Raw genomic sequence first — 18027 nt, 5'->3', positions numbered from 1 at the left:
TGTTTCTGTCACATCAAGCTCTTTTTATTAGATCAATTTCCAGCGCAGTGTTTCGCCCGCACGCAGTGGTACTAAGGTTTCATCGCAGTAGGCGAGTGTTTCGGGTACGCGCCAGCTCAATCTGTGCAGGGTTACCTTAGTCGTATTTGGCGCTAGGCCGTAAAAAGCTGGGCCATACAAACTGGCGAAACCTTCGAGCTTGTCTAGCGCGCCCGCATCTTCGAATGCTTCTGCGTAGAGTTCCAGCGGGGTAAACGCGGTATAGGCGCCAGCACAGCCACACGCGGCCTCTTTTTTCTGGCGGGCGTGAGGAGCGGAATCTGTACCAAGGAAAAACTTAGGGCTACCGCTGGTCGCGGCTTCAATAAGTGCAGCCTGATGAGTGCTGCGTTTTAGAATAGGCAGGCAGTAGTAGTGTGGTCGAATCCCACCGGCAAGCATATGGTTGCGGTTAAATAGCAAGTGGTGAGCCGTAATCGTTGCGGCGACATTGGGGCCAGATTCTTGCACAAACGCTGCTGCATCTGCCGTGGTTATGTGTTCCAACACAACCTTGAGTGCTGGGAAGTCGGTGACGATAGTTTGGAGTGTGCGCTCTAGGAAAACCGCTTCACGATCAAAGATGTCGATATTGTTATCGGTAACCTCACCGTGAATCAAAAACTTAACTCCGAGTTCTTGCATGGTTTCTAGCGCGGGGTAAATGTTGCGAATATCGGTGACGCCTGAATCGGAGTTGGTGGTGGCTCCGGCGGGGTAAAGTTTGCAGGCGACAACCCCTGCGGCATGGGCATCACGTATATCCTTGCTACTGGTGAGGTCAGTAAGGTACAGAACCATCAGCGGTTCAAACTGGGAGCCGGGTGGCCGAGCCGCAATAATTCTGGCTTTGTAGCTAAGCGCTTGTTCGGCATTGGTAACGGGCGGCACCAAGTTTGGCATGGCGATGGCTCGCGCAAAATGTGTTGCCGCGTGGGGAACTGTGGTCTTAAGAGCTTGGCCATCGCGAAGATGTATGTGCCAGTCGTCGGGCTTAATTAAGGTTAGGTTTTGCGGTATCTCGGTTGTCATGGCGGCGGGTTACGGTCGTCCGAATGGGGTTGGGGAGTGAAGGCCGATCAGAAACCAATGCGAAGTAATGGCTAAGCGTGGATTTGCGGCAGGATAGGTGTGAATGCTACCGGAATTTGGCATCGGATGCATGGCTGGATCACAACTAAGAGACAATCTATGGGTAATAGCGACCTTGTCCTGCTTGAAAGTGGGGGATGAGCGGGTGGTACGAGAGAGATCTAAAGTTTCATTCAAGTTTGCCGACAGTATGAAGATAGAGGTCTCGCAGGCTTAGACCGAGAAAATCCAACCTACATCTAGAATTAGAGATCGCTACGTGATTGGAAAAGTGACTGAAAAACGCAATCAGAATCAAAACATCGCCGTGCGGTTTTTACTCGGCGTGGTGCTATTGGTATCGACTCCGCTGTTGCAAGCCACAACCTACACCACCGGAATTAACCCTGGCGAATGGAAAACGGTGTCCTCGGTATTTGAATGCCGCCTTGAGCAACCCGTGCCCTTATTTGGCGATATTGTATTTCGTACCCGCGCAGGTGAAGCGTCTGGGGCGTATCTTAGATCTAAGACGGCACGTTTTGCTGCAGGCGATGCCGCTATGGTGGCGCGAACGCCGGTTTGGAGGCCCAAACAGGAAAGTATCAACTTAGGTGCGGTGGCCATGAAGCAGGGCACTCGTCCGTTGTGGCTGGGCTCAAAGCGGGCCGAGCTGATGTTGTCGCACCTTAGCGATGGTAGAGAAATCGAAATCTCCAACCCAGCTTGGTATCGAGAGTCGCCCGAAGCTCGACTGGCGGTCACGACGATCGGTTTTAGACACGAATATAGTAACTACTTGAGCTGTTTGGCCGGACTGTTACCTGCCAATTTTGATCAGCTTAGACGAACAGCCGTGTATTTTCGCAACGGTGATGCCGAGTATTTAAATGCAACCGCTCGGAGTCACTTGGATAAGATAGTGACACTGGTTAAGCACGACCCGAAGATCCAAAAATTTTACATCGACGGCCATACCGATACGGTTGGTGATCGCGCCGATAACTTGGAGCTCAGTAAGCTTAGGGCAGAGCTTGTTAGTCAATATCTGATTAGCAAGGGCATTCCTGCCGAGCAGTTGGTAATACGTTGGCATGGTGAGCGCTACCCAGCTAGTTCGAATGGTAGTTGGGATGGGCGTTCGAAAAATCGTCGTGTAACCGTACGCCTAGAAAAGTTAGAAGCCTCGCAGCCGAACACTAAACCCGCAAATAGTATGGCGGGGGTGGATCCACCCAAGTAAGCACAGGTTTTCACCTCAACACCTTGCAAGTACCGTTATTCCCCTTTATTCGGAAAATAATCCCGAAAAACAGCCTTGCCGAAAGTGAATCGCCGTAAAGCGCTGGAACTTGGCAGCCCATACCTTTAAAATCCGCCACCGGCCCTTGCGGCCAATTCTCTCTCGAATTAGCAAACGCTGGCGTTTCCAGCTGTGGAGCACTCATGTCGTCTGAAAAATCATCCATCAATAAAGTTGTCCTTGCCTATTCTGGTGGCCTCGATACTTCCGTTATCGTTAAGTGGCTGCAGGAAACCTATGACTGTGAGGTGGTGACCTTTACGGCCGATATCGGTCAGGGTGAGGAAGTCGAGCCTGCTCGCGCCAAAGCTAAGGCGATGGGAATTAAAGAAATTTATATCGAAGATTTACGTGAAGAATTTGTACGCGATTTTGTGTTCCCAATGTTTCGCGCCAATGCGATTTACGAAGGCGAGTACCTGTTGGGTACGTCTATAGCTCGGCCGCTTATTGCTAAGCGTTTGATCGAAATTGCCAATGAGACTGGCGCCGATGCAATTTCTCACGGTGCGACCGGCAAAGGTAACGATCAGGTGCGCTTTGAACTCGGCGCCTACGCTTTAAAACCAGGCGTTAAAGTGATTGCGCCTTGGCGCGAGTGGGATCTTACCAGTCGTGAAACGCTGATGGCGTACTGTAAAGATCACAACATTCCTGTCGATTACGCCAAGGCAAGCAAGAAGTCGCCTTATTCTATGGATGCAAACTTGCTGCATATCTCCTATGAGGGCGATATGCTCGAAGACCCTTGGACAGAAGCCGAAGAAGATATGTGGCGTTGGTCAGTATCGCCAGAAGCGGCGCCAGATCAGCCGGAATATATCGAGGTAACCTTTGAAAAAGGTGATGTTGTAGCCGTTAACGGCGAAGCCATGTCGCCTGCAACCGTACTCGAAACCTTGAACAAGTTGGGTGGCGCTCACGGCGTTGGTCGTGTCGATATCGTCGAAAACCGCTATGTGGGTATGAAGGCTCGCGGCTGTTATGAAACACCAGGCGGAACAATTTTGTTGCGCGCGCACCGAGCTATAGAGTCTATTACGCTTGACCGCGAAGTGGCACACCTTAAAGATTCACTTATGCCCAAGTATGCCGAGCTTATCTACAACGGTTATTGGTGGAGCCCAGAGCGCCACATGTTGCAAACTGCAATCGACGAGAGCCAGATTTCGGTTAATGGTGATGTGCGCTTAAAGTTGTATAAAGGTTCTGTAAGTGTTGTTGGTCGTCGTTCTAGCGATAGTCTGTTTGATGCGCGCATGTCGACGTTTGAAGATGATGCCGGTGCATACGACCAAAAAGATGCGGCGGGCTTTATTAAGCTTAATGCCTTGCGCATGCGTATTGCTGCTCAGAAGGGGCGTAAGCTTCTGTAATTGTGATTATTTGCGCTGAGTAATTTTTAAAAGGCGCGTTAGCCGGATAACGCGCCTTTTTTTATGGAATACATTAAGACTCTATTCTCGGGTGGTTTAGCGGTATTGCACGGCTATTTTGACTCGAATCAAGGCCAGCACCTGATTCAACACCTATAATTCTTCACATTGTGGTTTTTACGGTTTAGTACTGTGGGGGGCGGCATGTTTCTCGCTGTACCCATCTTCATTCAATTTTTGCACTTCACACTTAATAGGACACTATTATGAGCAATGGTTTGGCAATTGAGCCGCCAGCATACAACTACAAAATCGTACGCCAGTTTACGATTATGACTGTTGTATGGGGGATCGTTGGTATGGGTGTTGGGGTTCTCTTGGCCGCCCAACTTATGTGGCCGGAACTCAACGATTTTTTCCAGCCCTACTCACATTTTGGGCGTTTGCGTCCCCTACATACCAATGCAGTAATTTTCGCCTTTGGTGGTTGCGCACTGTTTGCAACATCATTTTATGTGGTACAGCGAACTTGTCAGGCTGTGTTATGGGGAGGATTTTTAATCCCGTTTATTTTTTGGGGCTGGCAAGCGGTAATTGTTGCCGCTGCGATTACGCTGCCGATGGGGTTGACCTCTGCAAAAGAGTACGCGGAATTGGAATGGCCCATTGATATCGTCATTACGCTTGTCTGGGTGGCTTACGCTTTGGTGTTTTTTGGCACTGTGATGAAGCGAAAAACGCCGCATATTTATGTCGCCAATTGGTTTTTTGGCGCTTTTATTATTACCGTCGCGATATTGCATATTGTTAACAGTATGGCCGTGCCGGTGTCTACCATGAAATCTTACTCGGCTTATTCTGGGGCAATGGACGCCATGATTCAGTGGTGGTATGGACACAATGCGGTAGGCTTTTATTTAACTGCAGGTTTCTTGGGCATGATGTACTACTTTGTGCCGAAGCAGGCGGGGCGCCCCGTTTATTCCTACCAGCTTTCTATCGTGCACTTTTGGGCCCTTATCGCGATCTACATTTGGGCTGGCCCACACCACTTACATTATTCAGCGTTACCGGACTGGGCGCAGTCACTGGGTATGGTGATGTCGCTTATCCTTCTAGCCCCGTCTTGGGGTGGAATGATCAACGGGATTATGACCCTCTCGGGCGCGTGGGATAAGTTGCGTACCGATCCAACACTACGCTTTTTAGTGGTCTCTCTTTCCTTTTACGGCATGTCGACTTTTGAGGGGCCGATGATGTCGATTAAAACCGTTAATGCACTTTCTCACGATACCGACTGGACCATTGGCCATGTGCACTCCGGCGCTTTAGGTTGGGTTGCGATGATTTCGATTGGTGCTGTTTATCACCTGGTGCCGGTGCTCTATAACCGCGTGCAAATGTGGAGTGTTCGTTTGATCTATACCCATTTTTGGCTGGCGACAATTGGTACGGTGTTGTACATCGCATCCTTGTGGGTCAACGGTTTGTTGCAGGGTTTGATGTGGCGAGCCTTTAATTCCGATGGCACTTTGACCTACAGTTTTGTGGAGTCGGTTGAAGCGAGCTATCCCGGTTATTTCGTACGATTTATCGGGGGTGCTTTTTTCCTTATCGGAATGTGTTTGATGGCTTACAACGTCTACCGAACCGTAGCTGAAAAAGAGCCTCAAAATGACTCTAGCGAAAGCGCCGATTCGGTCGCTGCACCCCAGACGGCTTAAGAGGAGCTACCGTGAAGAATCATGACATAGTTGAAAAAAATATTGGTTTGATGGTGGTGCTAGTTGTAGTTGCCATTAGTTTTGGTGGGCTGGTGCAAATCGTGCCGCAGTTCTTTCAGAAAGAGACCGCTGAACCTATCGATGGGCTCGTGCCGCTGACGGCCGTGGAGTTGGAAGGGCGTGACGTCTATATTCGCGAAGGTTGCCATGTGTGTCATACCCAAATGGTACGGCCACTGCGTGCAGAAGTTGAGCGTTACGGTCACTACTCCGTTGCCGGTGAGTCGGTTTACGATCACCCCTTCCTGTGGGGCTCCAAGCGCACCGGCCCGGATTTGGCTCGAGTGGGTAAACGTTATAGTAATACTTGGCATAAGGCGCATCTCTACAACCCGCGCAATGTTGTTCCTGAATCCAATATGCCAGCCTTTCCTTGGTTGTTTGAGAACGAGATTGACGCAAAGGTTACGCCTAAGAAAATGGTTGCCCTACGCAGGGTGGGTGTTCCCTATACCGATGCGGATATAGAAGGTGCGAGCGCTGCCGTTGCCGGGACAAAAGAAATCGATGCTTTAATTGCGTATTTACAGCAGTTAGGCACCTTGTTAACTCAGAAGCGGTAGGCTTATGGATATCAACACACTGCGAGGCATAGCGACCATTTTTGTAATGCTGGCGTTTATCGGGATTTGTTGGTGGACGTTTTCACCGCGTCGTAAACAGCAGTTTAACGAGGCCGCCAACTTACCGTTTGCCGATGAGCAGGCCGCAGATGTCAAAAAAACTCCCGCTGAAGATTCTTCTCTTCATAGCGCTGACAAAAAATAAGGGCAGGGTACGCATATGAGTATGTTTTGGAACCTATGGATTATAGGTCTAACAGTGGTATGTACTGGACTGGTGTTGTGGGTGCTTTTAGCAAACCGTAAAGTTGCGCAAAGCGATGATGACGACCCAGAAAACCGCACTACTGGCCACGTGTATGACGGTATTGAAGAGTACGACAACCCTTTGCCGCGCTGGTGGTTCTTAATGTTTGTTGGCACCATTATTTTTGGTGTAGGTTACTTGGCGTTGTACCCAGGGCTCGGCAGTTATAAAGGTATTTTGGGGTGGACGTCCGTTGGAGAATTGCAGTTGGATCAGCAAGAGGCCCTCGAGAACTACAGTGAGACTTTCGGAGCCTATTCGCAGATGCCGATAGACGAATTAATTCATGATGGTCGTGCTCTAAAAATGGGTGTGCGCTTATTTGCCGACAACTGTGCCGTTTGCCACGGCGCCGATGGTGGCGGTAACTTCAGCTTCCCCAACCTAACAGACAAAGATTGGCTTTATGGCGGGACTGCAGAAGCCATTAAACAATCGATTACCGATGGCCGTGCTGGGCAGATGCCGGCGTGGGGCAGCCTTATTGGTGAGCCAAGTGTTGTCAGTGTCTCCGAATATGTTTTGCAGCTTTCTGGTCAGCCCCACGAAAAAGCGTTAGCGGTTAATGGTGCTAAGGTGTTCACGCAAAATTGCGCTGCTTGCCACGGTGCTGATGCGACTGGCAATCATTTAATTGGAGCACCAAATTTAACAGACACAACTTGGTTGTACGATGGTTCGCGCGCCGGTATACAGCATTCTGTACGTATGGGCTTAGCAAACGAAATGCCGGCACAGCACGATAAATTACGCGAAGAAAAAATCCATATTCTCGCGGCTTACGTTTATTCATTATCATTTGACTACGAAGATTAGATAACGGGATAAAAACGGAGGCTAAAATAGCTCCGTTTTTTTTCATATTAAATATCAGGGTTTTCTAATATAGTTTTTCAGTTCACTAATGCACTTGTTACTTTATTAGGGTGCATCAGGTGAATTTAAGTCCATGCGTATGGGCCGGTTTTTTGAGGTAATAGAGGGGGTAACGTGTCCGAACCTAAGTCGACTAAAAATACAGATGCTATTCGCTACCGCAATTTGTATGAAGCCGAAGATAAGATATACACGCGTAAAATTTCTGGCTTCTATCAGTCTGTTCGACGTTACACCGGCTTACCTTTAATTGCCGCGTTTCTACTGTTGCCGTGGTTAATTATTGATGGGCGTCCAGCAATTCTATTTGATTTGCCAGCACGACAATTTCATGTTCTTTGGCTAACGTTTTGGCCACAAGATTTTATGTTGTTGGCGTGGTTGCTGATCATTTCGGCTTTTTCGTTGTTTACCGTTACGGTATTGTTAGGGCGTGTCTACTGTGGCTTTACTTGCCCGCAAACCGTCTGGACCTTGATGTTTATATCCATCGAAAGCTTTTGCGAAGGTGATCGCAATGCCCGAATAAAACTGGATAAGAAACCTTGGTCACTAGAAAAGGTCGTGCGCAAAGGCAGTAAACATTCGCTTTGGGTTTTGGTTGCTTTTATCACCGGGGTAACATTTGTTGGTTACTTCTTTCCGATACGGGAATTATTGCTCGGCTTGGTACCTTCTCGAGATATAAGTACAGGAATGTTTGTTCTGAATACGCCGCCAGCGGCAGTGTTTTGGACGGCGTTCTTTACCATTACCACCTATGTTAACGCTGGTTGGATGCGTGAGCAGGTCTGCAAATATATGTGCCCCTATGCGCGTTTTCAGTCGGTAATGTACGATCAAGATACGCTCGCTGTGCATTATGATACTGCCCGCGGTGAGGGTCGCGGCCCACGGAAAAGTGGAGAAGATTATAAAGCGAAGGGTTTGGGCGATTGTATCGACTGCTCTTGGTGTGTGCAGGTGTGTCCAGTCGATATCGATATTCGCGATGGCATCCAATACGAGTGTATTAACTGCGGCTTGTGTGTGGATGCCTGTAATGCTGTGATGGACAAGCTGGAATATCCGCGCGGTTTAATTCGCTTTACCTCTATTGATCAGCTAAAAACCGGGATTACCCGCTTCTTCCGTCCACGGGTATTTGGTTACGCATTTGCGGTAAGTGCAATGGTGGTGGCGTTTATGTATACGGTTCTGACTCGAACACCTCTGACTGTTGATGTTGTTCGCGACCGTGGTGCACGTCTCTATCGTATTAGTGGCGATCAGGTGCAGAATGTCTATACACTTAAAATCAATAATATGGATAACAAACCGCACCATTACAACGTGGAGGTTGAAGGTGAATATGCATTCAAGCTTCGACGTGGGAATTCAGTAGAAATTGAAGCGGGTGAAGTTTTTAGTATTCCCTTACGCGTCTCGTTAGATAGGTCCGAGCTAAAAACTGAAAAGACAGCTATTAAATTTGTGGTACAAGCGAAGGACGATGACACAATTCTTGCGGATGAAGACTCAAATTTCATCGGGCCTACACCGCGCAGAAAGTGATCGAATTCGAATTGCTAAAGAGCTAGAGAAAGTACGAATGCAACCGGTAAAAAAGAGCCAAGAGTTAATTATATGAATTCAACCTTAGTAGACTCCAATACGCCGACACGGGGTGGAGAAGATAAAGCGTCGTCCCCCCAAATTAGGAAAGCGCCTTGGTATCGAGAGCCTTGGGCGTGGTTTGTTTTATCGCCACTTATTGCAGTGCTGTTAGTCTGTTCTGTTTTGGTTACACTCGCGGTGTATGGTGGCGATGACGTTGTGAGCGATGACTACTACAAAGAAGGCAAAATGGTAAATAATCGTTTTGCGGCTGAAGCCTATGCAAAGTCGAATAATATTAACGGGCAGTTAGTATTGAACAATACCGGTCGTGGTGTGCAGCTTACAATGCAATCCGATGTGGAACTTGGTTCAGAGTTAGTGTTGGTATTGTCGCACCCTGCCGAGGCAGACTTAGATCAAACGCTGGTGTTGCGGTTGCGGGAGCCTAACCTTTACCAAGTGGAATTCGATCAGCTATTAACTGGGCGGCGCTATATTCGAGTAGAAAGTCGAGCGCACGCCAGTGCAGCGGCCGACACTGCTATGCCGCAACCGCATTGGAGAATAACCGGTGAAATAAATTTTGAGAAAGACTTAACTGTATTTTTAAAATAGCGTTAAACCGATGTTGTTGGCGAAAAATAAAACAGAGATACCGTGAAAATGCGTGTGCTTGGACTCAACGACGGCCTGTATCAAATGATTGACTACTCTTTATGACAGATTGCTTCCACTGTGGGCTTAAGGTTACGGTCAGTACGGAATTAACTCTAGAGCTAGATGGCACAACCAAATCGTTTTGTTGTTATGGCTGTCTCGCGGTTGCAGAGGTTATTAGCGCTGGTGGGTTAGAAGGTTATTATCGTTATCGCGATAGTCTCGCGAGCCGTCCCGCCGAGCCTGCCAACACTCGCCTAAGTCTATTTCAAAGTTACGACCTCAACGAAGTTCAGCAACAGTTTGTGTCGAGCGATGATTCTGGGTTTTGTACCGCGCGTTTACAGGTGCAGGGAATTAGCTGTGCGGCCTGTGCTTGGTTAATCGAACACCACTTGGAGGCAGTTGACGGAGTGATGTCGGTTCGTGTGAACGTAACCACTCGTCAAGTGTTGCTTAAATGGGATCCCGCTCGGCAATTGCTAAGCCATCTATTTATGGCGCTAGCCCGCATCGGTTACGACCCTCAACCAGAGCGGCCAGACCTACAAAATCAATTAAGGCGAACCGAAGCGCAGCAGTCATTGCTACGCTTGGGCGTGGCCGGCATTGGCATGATGCAAGTCGGAATGGTTGCGGTAGCACTCTACGCCGGGGCGCTACAAGGGATGAGTGATACTTGGCTGGTGTTGTTACGCTGGGTGAGTTTTTTGGTGGCAACACCGGTTGTATTTTTTTCCGCTTCGCCCTTTTTTAAATCAGCTTGGCGGGCGGTAAAGGCCAAACATCTTAATATGGATGTGCCGGTATCCATCGCTATCGCTTTAGCTTACAGCGTGAGTGCGTGGGCAACCATTAGTCGCAGCGGCGATGTCTATTTCGATTCAGTATCCATGTTTACGTTTTTTCTATTACTTGGGCGCTATCTCGAAATGCGCGCGCGCCACAGTAATATTTTTGCCTCCGAAAACTTACGCCAGCTATTGCCCCTTAGTGTTCAGCGGCTTGATGAAGTTTCTAGTGAAGAAAGCCTAGATGATGGAAATGTCGTTGATATAAACAGCGCGAAAAGAACTGCGCACTGTATTCCTCTGTCGGCAGTAAAGCCCGGTGATGTTATTTATTTGGCCGCCGGTGAAGTCGTGCCCGCCGATGGTGAACTAATCTCAGAGTTGGCGTATCTAGATGAATCTCTATTGACTGGCGAGTCGCTTCAGCAGCAAAAACAAAGCGGTGACTTTTTGGCTGCGGGCACACTTAATTGTGCGACTTCGATTGAATTTAGAGTTGTTGCGGTAGGTGATGCCACACAACTTGCTGCGGTGGAGCAGCTGGTTGAACAAGCCGCGTTGCAGAAGCCGCGACGACAAGCGATAGCCGACAGAATTGCCGGTCACTTCGTTGCAGCTGTTCTTATCATTGCATCGTTAACCGGCGCTGCATGGTGGTGGCTCGAGCCCGCTCGTGCACTGTGGGTGGTTTTGTCTGTGTTGGTGGTAACTTGCCCCTGCGCGCTTTCGTTGGCTACGCCGACGGCTTTAACCGCGGGCTTGAGTCGTGCTCGACGATTGGGTTTGTTAGTCGCGAATGCCGATAGTTTGGAAAACCTCAATCAAGTACAGCATGTCGCCTTCGATAAAACGGGCACGCTAACCTGCGGTGAGCTGAGAATTGTGGGGTGGCGGTTGTTCGGTACGACTGAAGCCTCTGCAGAGCAAGTTGATTACTGGCTCGATATAATTGCTGCACTTGAGTCCCACACGCGTCACCCTATCGCGGCGGCATTTGTCGGCCGTGAACAGTGCTACAGTGCAAAACAAGTTGAGGTCGTTGAAGGCGAGGGGGTTGGTGGCCGCGTCAATCATGCGGACTATCGCTTTGGTCGCATGGCTTATGTACTAGATAGTAAAACTGGTGAGGCGCCAACAGCTGAAGGTTTGTGGCAGTTGCTTGCGATTAAGCGCGATGCGGTATTCGAACCGATTTTGTGGGTGGAGTTTGCCGATGAGATACGCAGCAGCGCTTCGGCAGCAGTTACCGAGTTGCAAGCAATGGGCAAAACGGTATCTGTTGTTAGTGGTGATCGACGTACCGTGGTTAAGGTGATCGCTGGTCAGTTAGGGATAGCCAATATTTACAGCGAGCAACGCCCGCAAGATAAATTGCAGTGGCTACAACAACACCAGCAAGCTGGCGATAATATTTTAATGGTTGGCGATGGTATTAATGATGTGCCGGTTTTGAGTGGAGCTAATGTTTCTATGGCTATGGGCGCGGCGACAAAACTAGCGCAAGCCAGTGCCGACTGTATTCTCCTCAATGGGAATCTTGGTGTGATTCCCGCGGCAATGACGTTATCGCAGCGGGTGAGAAAGGTTATTCGTCAAAATTTAGCTTGGGCGCTAATCTATAACGGTGTAGCGCTGCCGCTTGCGGTAACCGGTGTGTTACCGCCTTATCTTGCAGCGGTTGGCATGTCATTTAGTTCACTTATTGTGGTAGTGAATGCGATGCGACTTTAAAATAATTCGTCTTTCAACGTCTAAACGCTAGTTTTTTTCAATTTTTAGCACGGCAAAAACCCTATGGAAAGTCTCTTTATACTCATTCCAATTGCATTGGTATTCGTTGCCATCGCAATTCGGATATTTTTCTGGGCAGTGAAATCTGGCCAGTTTGACGACTTAGATACGGAAGCAAAGCGAATATTATTTGATGATGAGCCGACCCTGAGACCAACCCAAGAGGTCGCTCGACGAGAACGCTGTGCGCAAAAGGGCCCACAAAAGGCTGCCGATAGTAATTTAAAGTTAGAACCAACAGCAGATTCGAGTAATCCTAAAGCAACAGTTGAAATGGGAAATACTGTTGCCGATACGCCGTCCGCGAAGTTGCCGCAGAAATCATGATAGATATTATTATTACCGCATTCGTTTTAGGGGTAATGGGCGCGGGTCACTGCTTGGGTATGTGTGGCGGCGTTGCTGCGGCACTCGCATTTGGTATTGATTCAGATTCCTCCGCGCGGCGGATGGTGATTTTACTCAGCTACAATATAGGCCGCATCACAAGTTACGCCGTTATGGGGGCAATAGCGGCTTTTGCCAGCGGTCATGTCCAAGATCTAACCCCGCTGCCAATTTTGCGTATTTTGTCTGGGTTAGTGCTCATTGCTATGGGGTTTTATCTGGCGGGCTGGACTCGTTGGATATTTTTGCTGGAGCGCGCTGGTAGTAAATTGTGGCAATACTTGTCGCCCCTCGGCAAACGGTTAATGCCGGTAAAAACGATTCCAGCGGCATTTTTATTCGGCACTATTTGGGGGTGGTTGCCGTGCGGGTTGGTGTATTCGGTATTGGTATATGCTGCAACACAGGTAACGCCATTCAACGGCGCTACAGTGATGCTGGCTTTTGGTTTAGGTACGATACCGGCGGTATTGTTAGGCGCTGTGGCCGCAACAAGCGTACGCCGATGGTTGGCAAAAAAGATTATTAAGTGGAGCTTTGCTTTCGCCTTTATCGCTTACGGTATTTACACGCTTCTTCCTGTTCTACAACAGTTGTTAGCTATGATGGGTATAATCCAAATGGACGCGGCAATGGCGCCGCACCACCACTAGGTATACATATAAATATACTCTAAGAGGCTGGTTTTTGTCGTTTCTTGCTGGTGTGGTTTGGGTAGTGCATAATCGACCTGTTCGTTGTGACAAGAATAAAAATACACTCACACGTTAGCGCCAAGAATGTATGCAACCATGCGAATTATTTTGCACCAAATGGCCATTCAGTTTGCAAGAGTTCAGTTTGCAAAAACTCTGTCTAGAAGAGCAATGAATCTTGCTCGATGTATTATATTGTCTTTCCTCGGGTTGCTTTTTACCTATTCTACGGTACACGCGCTCTCTCCAGCTCAATTACCCGTTATCGCTCAGTCGTCTGGCGCTGCTCAGTCCCTCAGTCACGACGAGCTAATTGCATCCTATCTCTATAATTTTATTAAACATGTTTCTTGGCCTGATCAGGAACAGTTTAGCGCCATTTCCATTGGTATCTTCGACCCAGAAGATCTCGAGCTGGCAAATAAAATAGCGTCGCACTTTGGCGGAGCCAAACTAGACAATTCACCTATTCAAGTCGATATTTTTAGCGATCCTCGCGATATTAGCCGCTATCAATTATTACTGCTTGGGCCTGAGCATAATGCCGATATTTTTACGATATACGATGCGATTGGGGCTAGGCCTATACTGTTAGTTTCTACCGAGCAGAAAAACAAGCAGTTAGTGATGATAAATTTATACACCACTGGCGATAGCCGGATGCGATTTGAAATTAACAAGGCCAACCTGCTAAACCACGGTTTAACGATAAACACTGAAATTATCTTGAATGGCGGCAGTGAAATCGATGTGGCGAGATTATTTCGTGATGGACAAGCGTCACTTGTCGTCATGCAAAAACAGTTACAGGAGCGTGAATTAAGTCTGCGAGCGTTTGAAGTAAATATCGATAAGCTCAAACGAAACAATACCGATTTGGCTAAAAACCTGCGTAACCTGCAGAACAATATCGATGCCAGCAATAAACTTATTAGTGACCAGCAAGTCGCCATAGCCCAACAAAAAGAACGCTTAGAGGCCACCAATAGAGAGCGGATTTTATTGCAACAGGCCGGTGAGCAACAAACTAAAGAATTGAATTTGCGCCAGACACAGCTCGACGAGATAGCCGCGCAAATTCAAAATAGAGAAAATCAATTAGACCAATTGAATTCAACCTTGTCTCTGCAGCAACAGCGAATGAGCGAAATGGGCGAGACCATCGCGACCCAGAACTTCGCACTCATTAATCTTGTTGTTTTACTACTGCTGGTATTGGTTTTGGTTTCTGTAGCGGTTTGGGCGTATATCAACAAAAAGCGTGATAATGAACATTTGTCGCTGCGAGGCGAGGAGTTGAAATTAGCGCGTGACCGCTTGGCAATTGCCAAAATTCGTGCAGAAAATGCCAATCGCGCGAAAAGCGAATTTTTGTCGACTATGAGCCACGAGCTACGTACGCCATTGCAAGCGATTATCGGTTACACCGATGTTGTAATGGAAGATTTGAAGTTCGAAGGTCTTGAGCATCATTCGCATGATCTTGGCCGTGTCATTAATAATAGCCAGCGCCTACTAAAGCTTATCAATGGCTCTCTAGATTTGGCCAAAATTGAATCTGGCCGAATGGAATTACATTTAACACCTGTCAGGCTCAGCCTTCTCGTTGAAGAGGCCTTAAGTGGTGTGAGGCCGCAAATTTCCGAAAAACAATTAAAGCTTAAGGTTGCCACCGTTGATGGTGAAGCCTTGCCAAAGGCCGACCCCGAAAAGCTTCTACATATACTCTTAAACTTGTTAGCCAATGCTTGTAAGTTTACCGAACAGGGCACCATTTCGGTTACTGCGGAGCATCAGCCGACGCAAATATACATTGAAGTTACAGATACTGGTGTCGGTATTCCGCCCGAGCAGCTTGGTAACGTGTTCAATCGTTTTACCCAGGCGGATAGTTCTCCGACACGAAAATACCAAGGTACTGGCTTGGGGCTAGCAATAGCCAAGCAGTTTGCCGAGTTGATGGGCGGAGCGATATCGGTAAAAAGTGAGTTTGGACGTGGCTCTAGTTTCTATATTTCTATCCCTTTACCCATTATTCAGGTTAAAGAGGAAATTAGTGACATCGTCAACTACACTGATCTTGACGATGCCACACTCGATTTTGTAGAGCTTGAGGGGGTCGGCAACGAACGCAGCGCACGATTACTCTTAATTGATGATGATCTTGAATTTCTAAATATAATGGCGCGGACACTGCGCAAAGAAAATTATCAAGTGTTTACAGCGGCGACGGCAGATGAAGGTATGCGCCTGGCTCTGCTTGAGAACCCCGATCTAATAACCCTAGATTTACTTCTGCCCGATATGCACGGATGGGAATTGTTTAAAAAAATTAAGGAAAATACTGCCTTGTCTAAAACACCTATCATTATTGCCTCTGTACTCGATGATCGAGTACGCAGTCAAGAATACGGTGCCGATGACTTTTTAGCCAAGCCAGTGGCAATAACGACCTTAAAGTTAGCGGTCGAAAAAATCATGTCCGCAGAGGGAGCAACACACAAACCATCTGAGAAGTGATTATGATAACTAAAAAGCTATTCTGTATGGTCGCTGGGGCGATGCTTGCGGGCCTTGTTTCTAGCCGCGTAGTTGCCGAACAGCCGAGTTTGTTTTCGTTATCTCTTGAAGATTTGGCCAATATTCAATTGGACCTCGCCACAGGAACCCCTAAAACCTTACAAGCTGCGCCGTCGGTTGCGTCGGTGATAACGGCGGCCGACATAGCGATGCTTGGCGCACGAACCCTTGACGAAGTTCTAGAAACCGTTCCCGGCTTACATGTGTCTTTGTCATCGCTTAATCGCCTCGATGCCGTTTATTCACTGCGCGGTATTCACACAGGTTTTAATCCACACGTACAGTTACTGCTTGACGGCAATCCGGTTAAGTGGAGCGCTCAGGGCGGTCGTCCTTATCAATTACGTTTGCCGACGAGCGCTATCGCAAAAATTGAAGTGATTCGTGGGCCAGGTTCGGCTCTCTACGGCTCTGATGCATTCTCTGGCGTTATCAATGTTATTACCAAGGCTGGAGAATCCGCGGTTGGCTTTGAGGCAGGCATGCGTACCGGCTCGTTTGGTTCTAGAGATTTTTGGGTTACAGGGACTAAAGTTTTGTCCGCTTGGCAGTTGAGTGCAAACTTGAATTATATGGAAAGTGACGGTGACTCATCGAGGGTTGTCGATTCCGATTTACAAACAACCCTTGACGATATTTTTGCGACATCGGCATCTTTGGCGCCTGCGGCCCTCGCGTCTGATTACAGGGTGTTCGATATCCACTTAGGTGCACGCAACGATAATTGGAACTTTAATCTATGGCATTGGCGCTCAGACGACACCGGTAATGGTGTCGGCGGCGCACAAGCCTTGGATCCTAGTTCGAAAGAGCAATTTAAAATTTCGTCGCTGGGCGTAAGTTACGATCTGCCGGTGGTATTGGGTTGGTCTCAGCAGCTTAAGTTTAATTATTTTTATAACGACGTAGAGTCAAACTTGACGCTACTACCCGCAGGTAGCCGAGTGCCAATTGGCAGCGATGGCAATATCGATTTTATTAATCCGACAGCAACGCCAGTGTTTACCGACGGGGTAATAGGTAAGCCAGGCGGGTTAAGTCGGGATCAAGCTATTGAGTGGCAAGCGCAGTTTGATCAACTTAAAGACCATTCCATTCGCATTGCGGTTGGCTATAAAAAACAGCGCTTTTCCAGTACGGAGTTAAAAAACTTTGGCCCTGGGATTCTTGATGGTAGTGAAGATACAGTTAGTGGAACACTGACTGACATCTCCGACACGGAGTTTGTTTTTCTGGCGGATTCTGAGCGTGATATTCACCACGTAATGCTGCAGGATGAATGGAGTCTAGCGGCGGAAATTATGGTTACGGCGGGTGTTCGTTTAGATAATTATTCAGACTTTGGGTCGACTCTTAATCCGCGTTTGGCCTTGGTTTGGAATACGACTGACCGGCTTACCAGTAAAGTTATGTACGGTAGCGCCTTTCGCGCCCCTTCGTTTGGCGAGCTCTCTTTTATTAATAACCCTGCTGCCATCGGTAATTCTGAACTGCAGCCTGAGACCATTGATACCAGCGAACTTTTGTTTGATTACAGACCACTAGACAATGTTAAAACTCGGCTTAACCTCTACTATTACAAAGCGCAAAATTTAATCGAGTTTGTTCCAGGAGCCGGTGGTGCCGTAGCTGAAAATGCGCGCGACCAACAGGGGCATGGCTTGGAGTGGGAATTAATTTGGCAACCCCATAAGAGGTTTAACCTAGCGGTGAATGCTGCTTGGCAGAAATCGAAAGATACCGAGACGCGTGAGGCAATAAGTGATGCTCCCGGAAAACAGCTAACCTTGATTGCCAATTGGCGCTTCCGTAGCGAGTGGTCGTTAAACGCTCACTTAAATAAAATAATGGATCGTGAGCGTGCTGTTACCGATACACGCTCTGCAATTAGCGATTACAGTCGACTCGACTTCAATCTCAGCAAAAAAAATCTTCTGCCTGGTCTAGGCGTTTCGATTAAAGTTAAAAATAGCTTTGACCGCGATGCCAGAGAGCCCAGTACAGATAGTATTATTCAAGACTATCCCCTCGAAGGACGCAGTGTTTGGCTCGAGTTAAATTACGCTACATTTTGATCTTCTGAACATTTTTGTTTTCTCCGGTGCACGAGTCTACCCTCGTCCGTTGGTTGGTTGTCAGCGCAAATCTCGCACACTTATCTTACCCGATTAAGGTTTAGGGCCGTAAATTTGTGCCGAGTATCGAAAA

Annotated in this window: 15 protein-coding genes; 13 read left to right on the top strand and 2 right to left on the bottom strand. The window is 48.0% G+C overall.

What is annotated here, in order from left to right; all coding sequences use genetic code 11:
* Positions 1-27: 27 nt before the first annotated feature.
* Positions 28-1059, bottom strand: a complete 1032-nt coding sequence (pyrC, locus tag IDZ20_RS12825; RefSeq protein WP_188151942.1) for a dihydroorotase — start codon at positions 1057-1059, stop codon at positions 28-30.
* Between the two features lie 343 nt (positions 1060-1402).
* Here pyrC and IDZ20_RS12820 point away from each other — a divergent pair, with 343 nt between their 5' ends.
* A complete protein-coding gene (locus tag IDZ20_RS12820; RefSeq protein ID WP_188151827.1) occupies positions 1403-2353 on the top strand; it encodes a flagellar protein MotY in 951 nt (316 codons plus the stop codon).
* 10 nt (positions 2354-2363) lie between these two features.
* Here the strand turns inward: IDZ20_RS12820 and IDZ20_RS12815 are convergent, their stop codons facing one another.
* Entirely contained in the window at positions 2364-2579 is a 216-nt protein-coding gene (locus IDZ20_RS12815; protein ID WP_188151826.1) for a hypothetical protein, read from the bottom strand.
* On the opposite strand from IDZ20_RS12815, the gene IDZ20_RS12810 reads away from it, so the two are divergent.
* The 12 genes from IDZ20_RS12810 to IDZ20_RS12755 all read left to right on the top strand — a co-directional run bounded on the left by IDZ20_RS12810 (position 2557) and on the right by IDZ20_RS12755 (position 17894).
* On the top strand, positions 2557-3789 hold the full coding sequence (locus tag IDZ20_RS12810) for an argininosuccinate synthase (RefSeq protein WP_188151825.1): 1233 nt from the start codon (positions 2557-2559) through the stop codon (positions 3787-3789). The genes IDZ20_RS12815 and IDZ20_RS12810 overlap by 23 nt on opposite strands.
* A gap of 266 nt (positions 3790-4055) precedes the next feature.
* The gene (gene ccoN / locus IDZ20_RS12805; RefSeq protein WP_188151824.1) at positions 4056-5513 is read left to right on the top strand and encodes a cytochrome-c oxidase, cbb3-type subunit I; all 1458 of its coding nucleotides are present in this window, start codon (positions 4056-4058) and stop codon (positions 5511-5513) included.
* Between the two features lie 11 nt (positions 5514-5524).
* A complete protein-coding gene (gene ccoO, locus IDZ20_RS12800) occupies positions 5525-6136 on the top strand; it encodes a cytochrome-c oxidase, cbb3-type subunit II (protein ID WP_188151823.1) in 612 nt (203 codons plus the stop codon).
* Between the two features lie 4 nt (positions 6137-6140).
* Positions 6141-6341, top strand: coding sequence for a cbb3-type cytochrome oxidase subunit 3 (locus tag IDZ20_RS12795; RefSeq protein WP_188151822.1), 201 nt, complete (start codon positions 6141-6143; stop codon positions 6339-6341).
* A gap of 15 nt (positions 6342-6356) precedes the next feature.
* Positions 6357-7259, top strand: a complete 903-nt coding sequence (ccoP, locus tag IDZ20_RS12790; protein WP_188151821.1) for a cytochrome-c oxidase, cbb3-type subunit III — start codon at positions 6357-6359, stop codon at positions 7257-7259.
* A 174-nt stretch (positions 7260-7433) separates the two neighbouring features.
* Positions 7434-8873: a cytochrome c oxidase accessory protein CcoG gene (gene ccoG / locus IDZ20_RS12785; RefSeq protein ID WP_188151820.1), complete on the top strand. Its 1440-nt coding sequence runs from the start codon at positions 7434-7436 to the stop codon at positions 8871-8873.
* A 72-nt stretch (positions 8874-8945) separates the two neighbouring features.
* On the top strand, positions 8946-9533 hold the full coding sequence (locus tag IDZ20_RS12780) for a FixH family protein (RefSeq protein WP_188151819.1): 588 nt from the start codon (positions 8946-8948) through the stop codon (positions 9531-9533).
* 101 nt (positions 9534-9634) lie between these two features.
* On the top strand, positions 9635-12097 hold the full coding sequence (locus tag IDZ20_RS12775; RefSeq protein WP_188151818.1) for a heavy metal translocating P-type ATPase: 2463 nt from the start codon (positions 9635-9637) through the stop codon (positions 12095-12097).
* 63 nt (positions 12098-12160) lie between these two features.
* Positions 12161-12484 carry a cbb3-type cytochrome oxidase assembly protein CcoS gene (gene ccoS / locus IDZ20_RS12770; protein WP_188151817.1) on the top strand — a complete coding sequence of 108 codons (324 nt, stop codon included), beginning with the start codon at positions 12161-12163 and terminating at the stop codon, positions 12482-12484.
* Entirely contained in the window at positions 12481-13197 is a 717-nt protein-coding gene (locus tag IDZ20_RS12765; RefSeq protein WP_245792316.1) for a sulfite exporter TauE/SafE family protein, read from the top strand. Before ccoS ends, IDZ20_RS12765 begins: the two co-directional genes overlap by 4 nt.
* Before the next feature lie 213 nt (positions 13198-13410).
* Positions 13411-15759 (top strand): YfiR/HmsC family protein, encoded by a 2349-nt coding sequence (locus IDZ20_RS12760; RefSeq protein WP_188151816.1) that lies wholly within the window; start codon positions 13411-13413, stop codon positions 15757-15759.
* Positions 15760-15761: 2 nt separating this feature from the next.
* Positions 15762-17894 (top strand): TonB-dependent receptor plug domain-containing protein, encoded by a 2133-nt coding sequence (locus tag IDZ20_RS12755; RefSeq protein ID WP_188151815.1) that lies wholly within the window; start codon positions 15762-15764, stop codon positions 17892-17894.
* Positions 17895-18027: the final 133 nt, after the last annotated feature.

Origin of the sequence: Teredinibacter waterburyi, from assembly GCF_001922985.1 — a bacterium.
Taxonomy (GTDB): Bacteria; Pseudomonadota; Gammaproteobacteria; order Pseudomonadales; family Cellvibrionaceae; genus Teredinibacter; species Teredinibacter waterburyi.
The sequence above is the reverse complement of the archived record's forward strand: the minus strand, read 5'-3'. Positions and strand labels throughout refer to the sequence as shown.

What these genes read in the sequence shown, in the direction of transcription:
- IDZ20_RS12755 (WP_188151815.1), top strand. Translation starts at nt 15,762, where the DNA reads ATGATAACTAAAAAGCTATTCTGTATGGTCGCTGGGGCGATGCTTGCG.
- IDZ20_RS12760 (WP_188151816.1), top strand. Translation starts at nt 13,411, where the DNA reads ATGAATCTTGCTCGATGTATTATATTGTCTTTCCTCGGGTTGCTTTTT.
- IDZ20_RS12780 (WP_188151819.1), top strand. Translation starts at nt 8,946, where the DNA reads ATGAATTCAACCTTAGTAGACTCCAATACGCCGACACGGGGTGGAGAA.
- ccoS (WP_188151817.1), top strand. Translation starts at nt 12,161, where the DNA reads ATGGAAAGTCTCTTTATACTCATTCCAATTGCATTGGTATTCGTTGCC.
- IDZ20_RS12810 (WP_188151825.1), top strand. Translation starts at nt 2,557, where the DNA reads ATGTCGTCTGAAAAATCATCCATCAATAAAGTTGTCCTTGCCTATTCT.
- IDZ20_RS12765 (WP_245792316.1), top strand. Translation starts at nt 12,481, where the DNA reads ATGATAGATATTATTATTACCGCATTCGTTTTAGGGGTAATGGGCGCG.
- IDZ20_RS12795 (WP_188151822.1), top strand. Translation starts at nt 6,141, where the DNA reads ATGGATATCAACACACTGCGAGGCATAGCGACCATTTTTGTAATGCTG.
- ccoP (WP_188151821.1), top strand. Translation starts at nt 6,357, where the DNA reads ATGAGTATGTTTTGGAACCTATGGATTATAGGTCTAACAGTGGTATGT.
- IDZ20_RS12815 (WP_188151826.1), bottom strand. Translation starts at nt 2,579, where the DNA reads ATGGATGATTTTTCAGACGACATGAGTGCTCCACAGCTGGAAACGCCA.
- ccoN (WP_188151824.1), top strand. Translation starts at nt 4,056, where the DNA reads ATGAGCAATGGTTTGGCAATTGAGCCGCCAGCATACAACTACAAAATC.
- IDZ20_RS12775 (WP_188151818.1), top strand. Translation starts at nt 9,635, where the DNA reads ATGACAGATTGCTTCCACTGTGGGCTTAAGGTTACGGTCAGTACGGAA.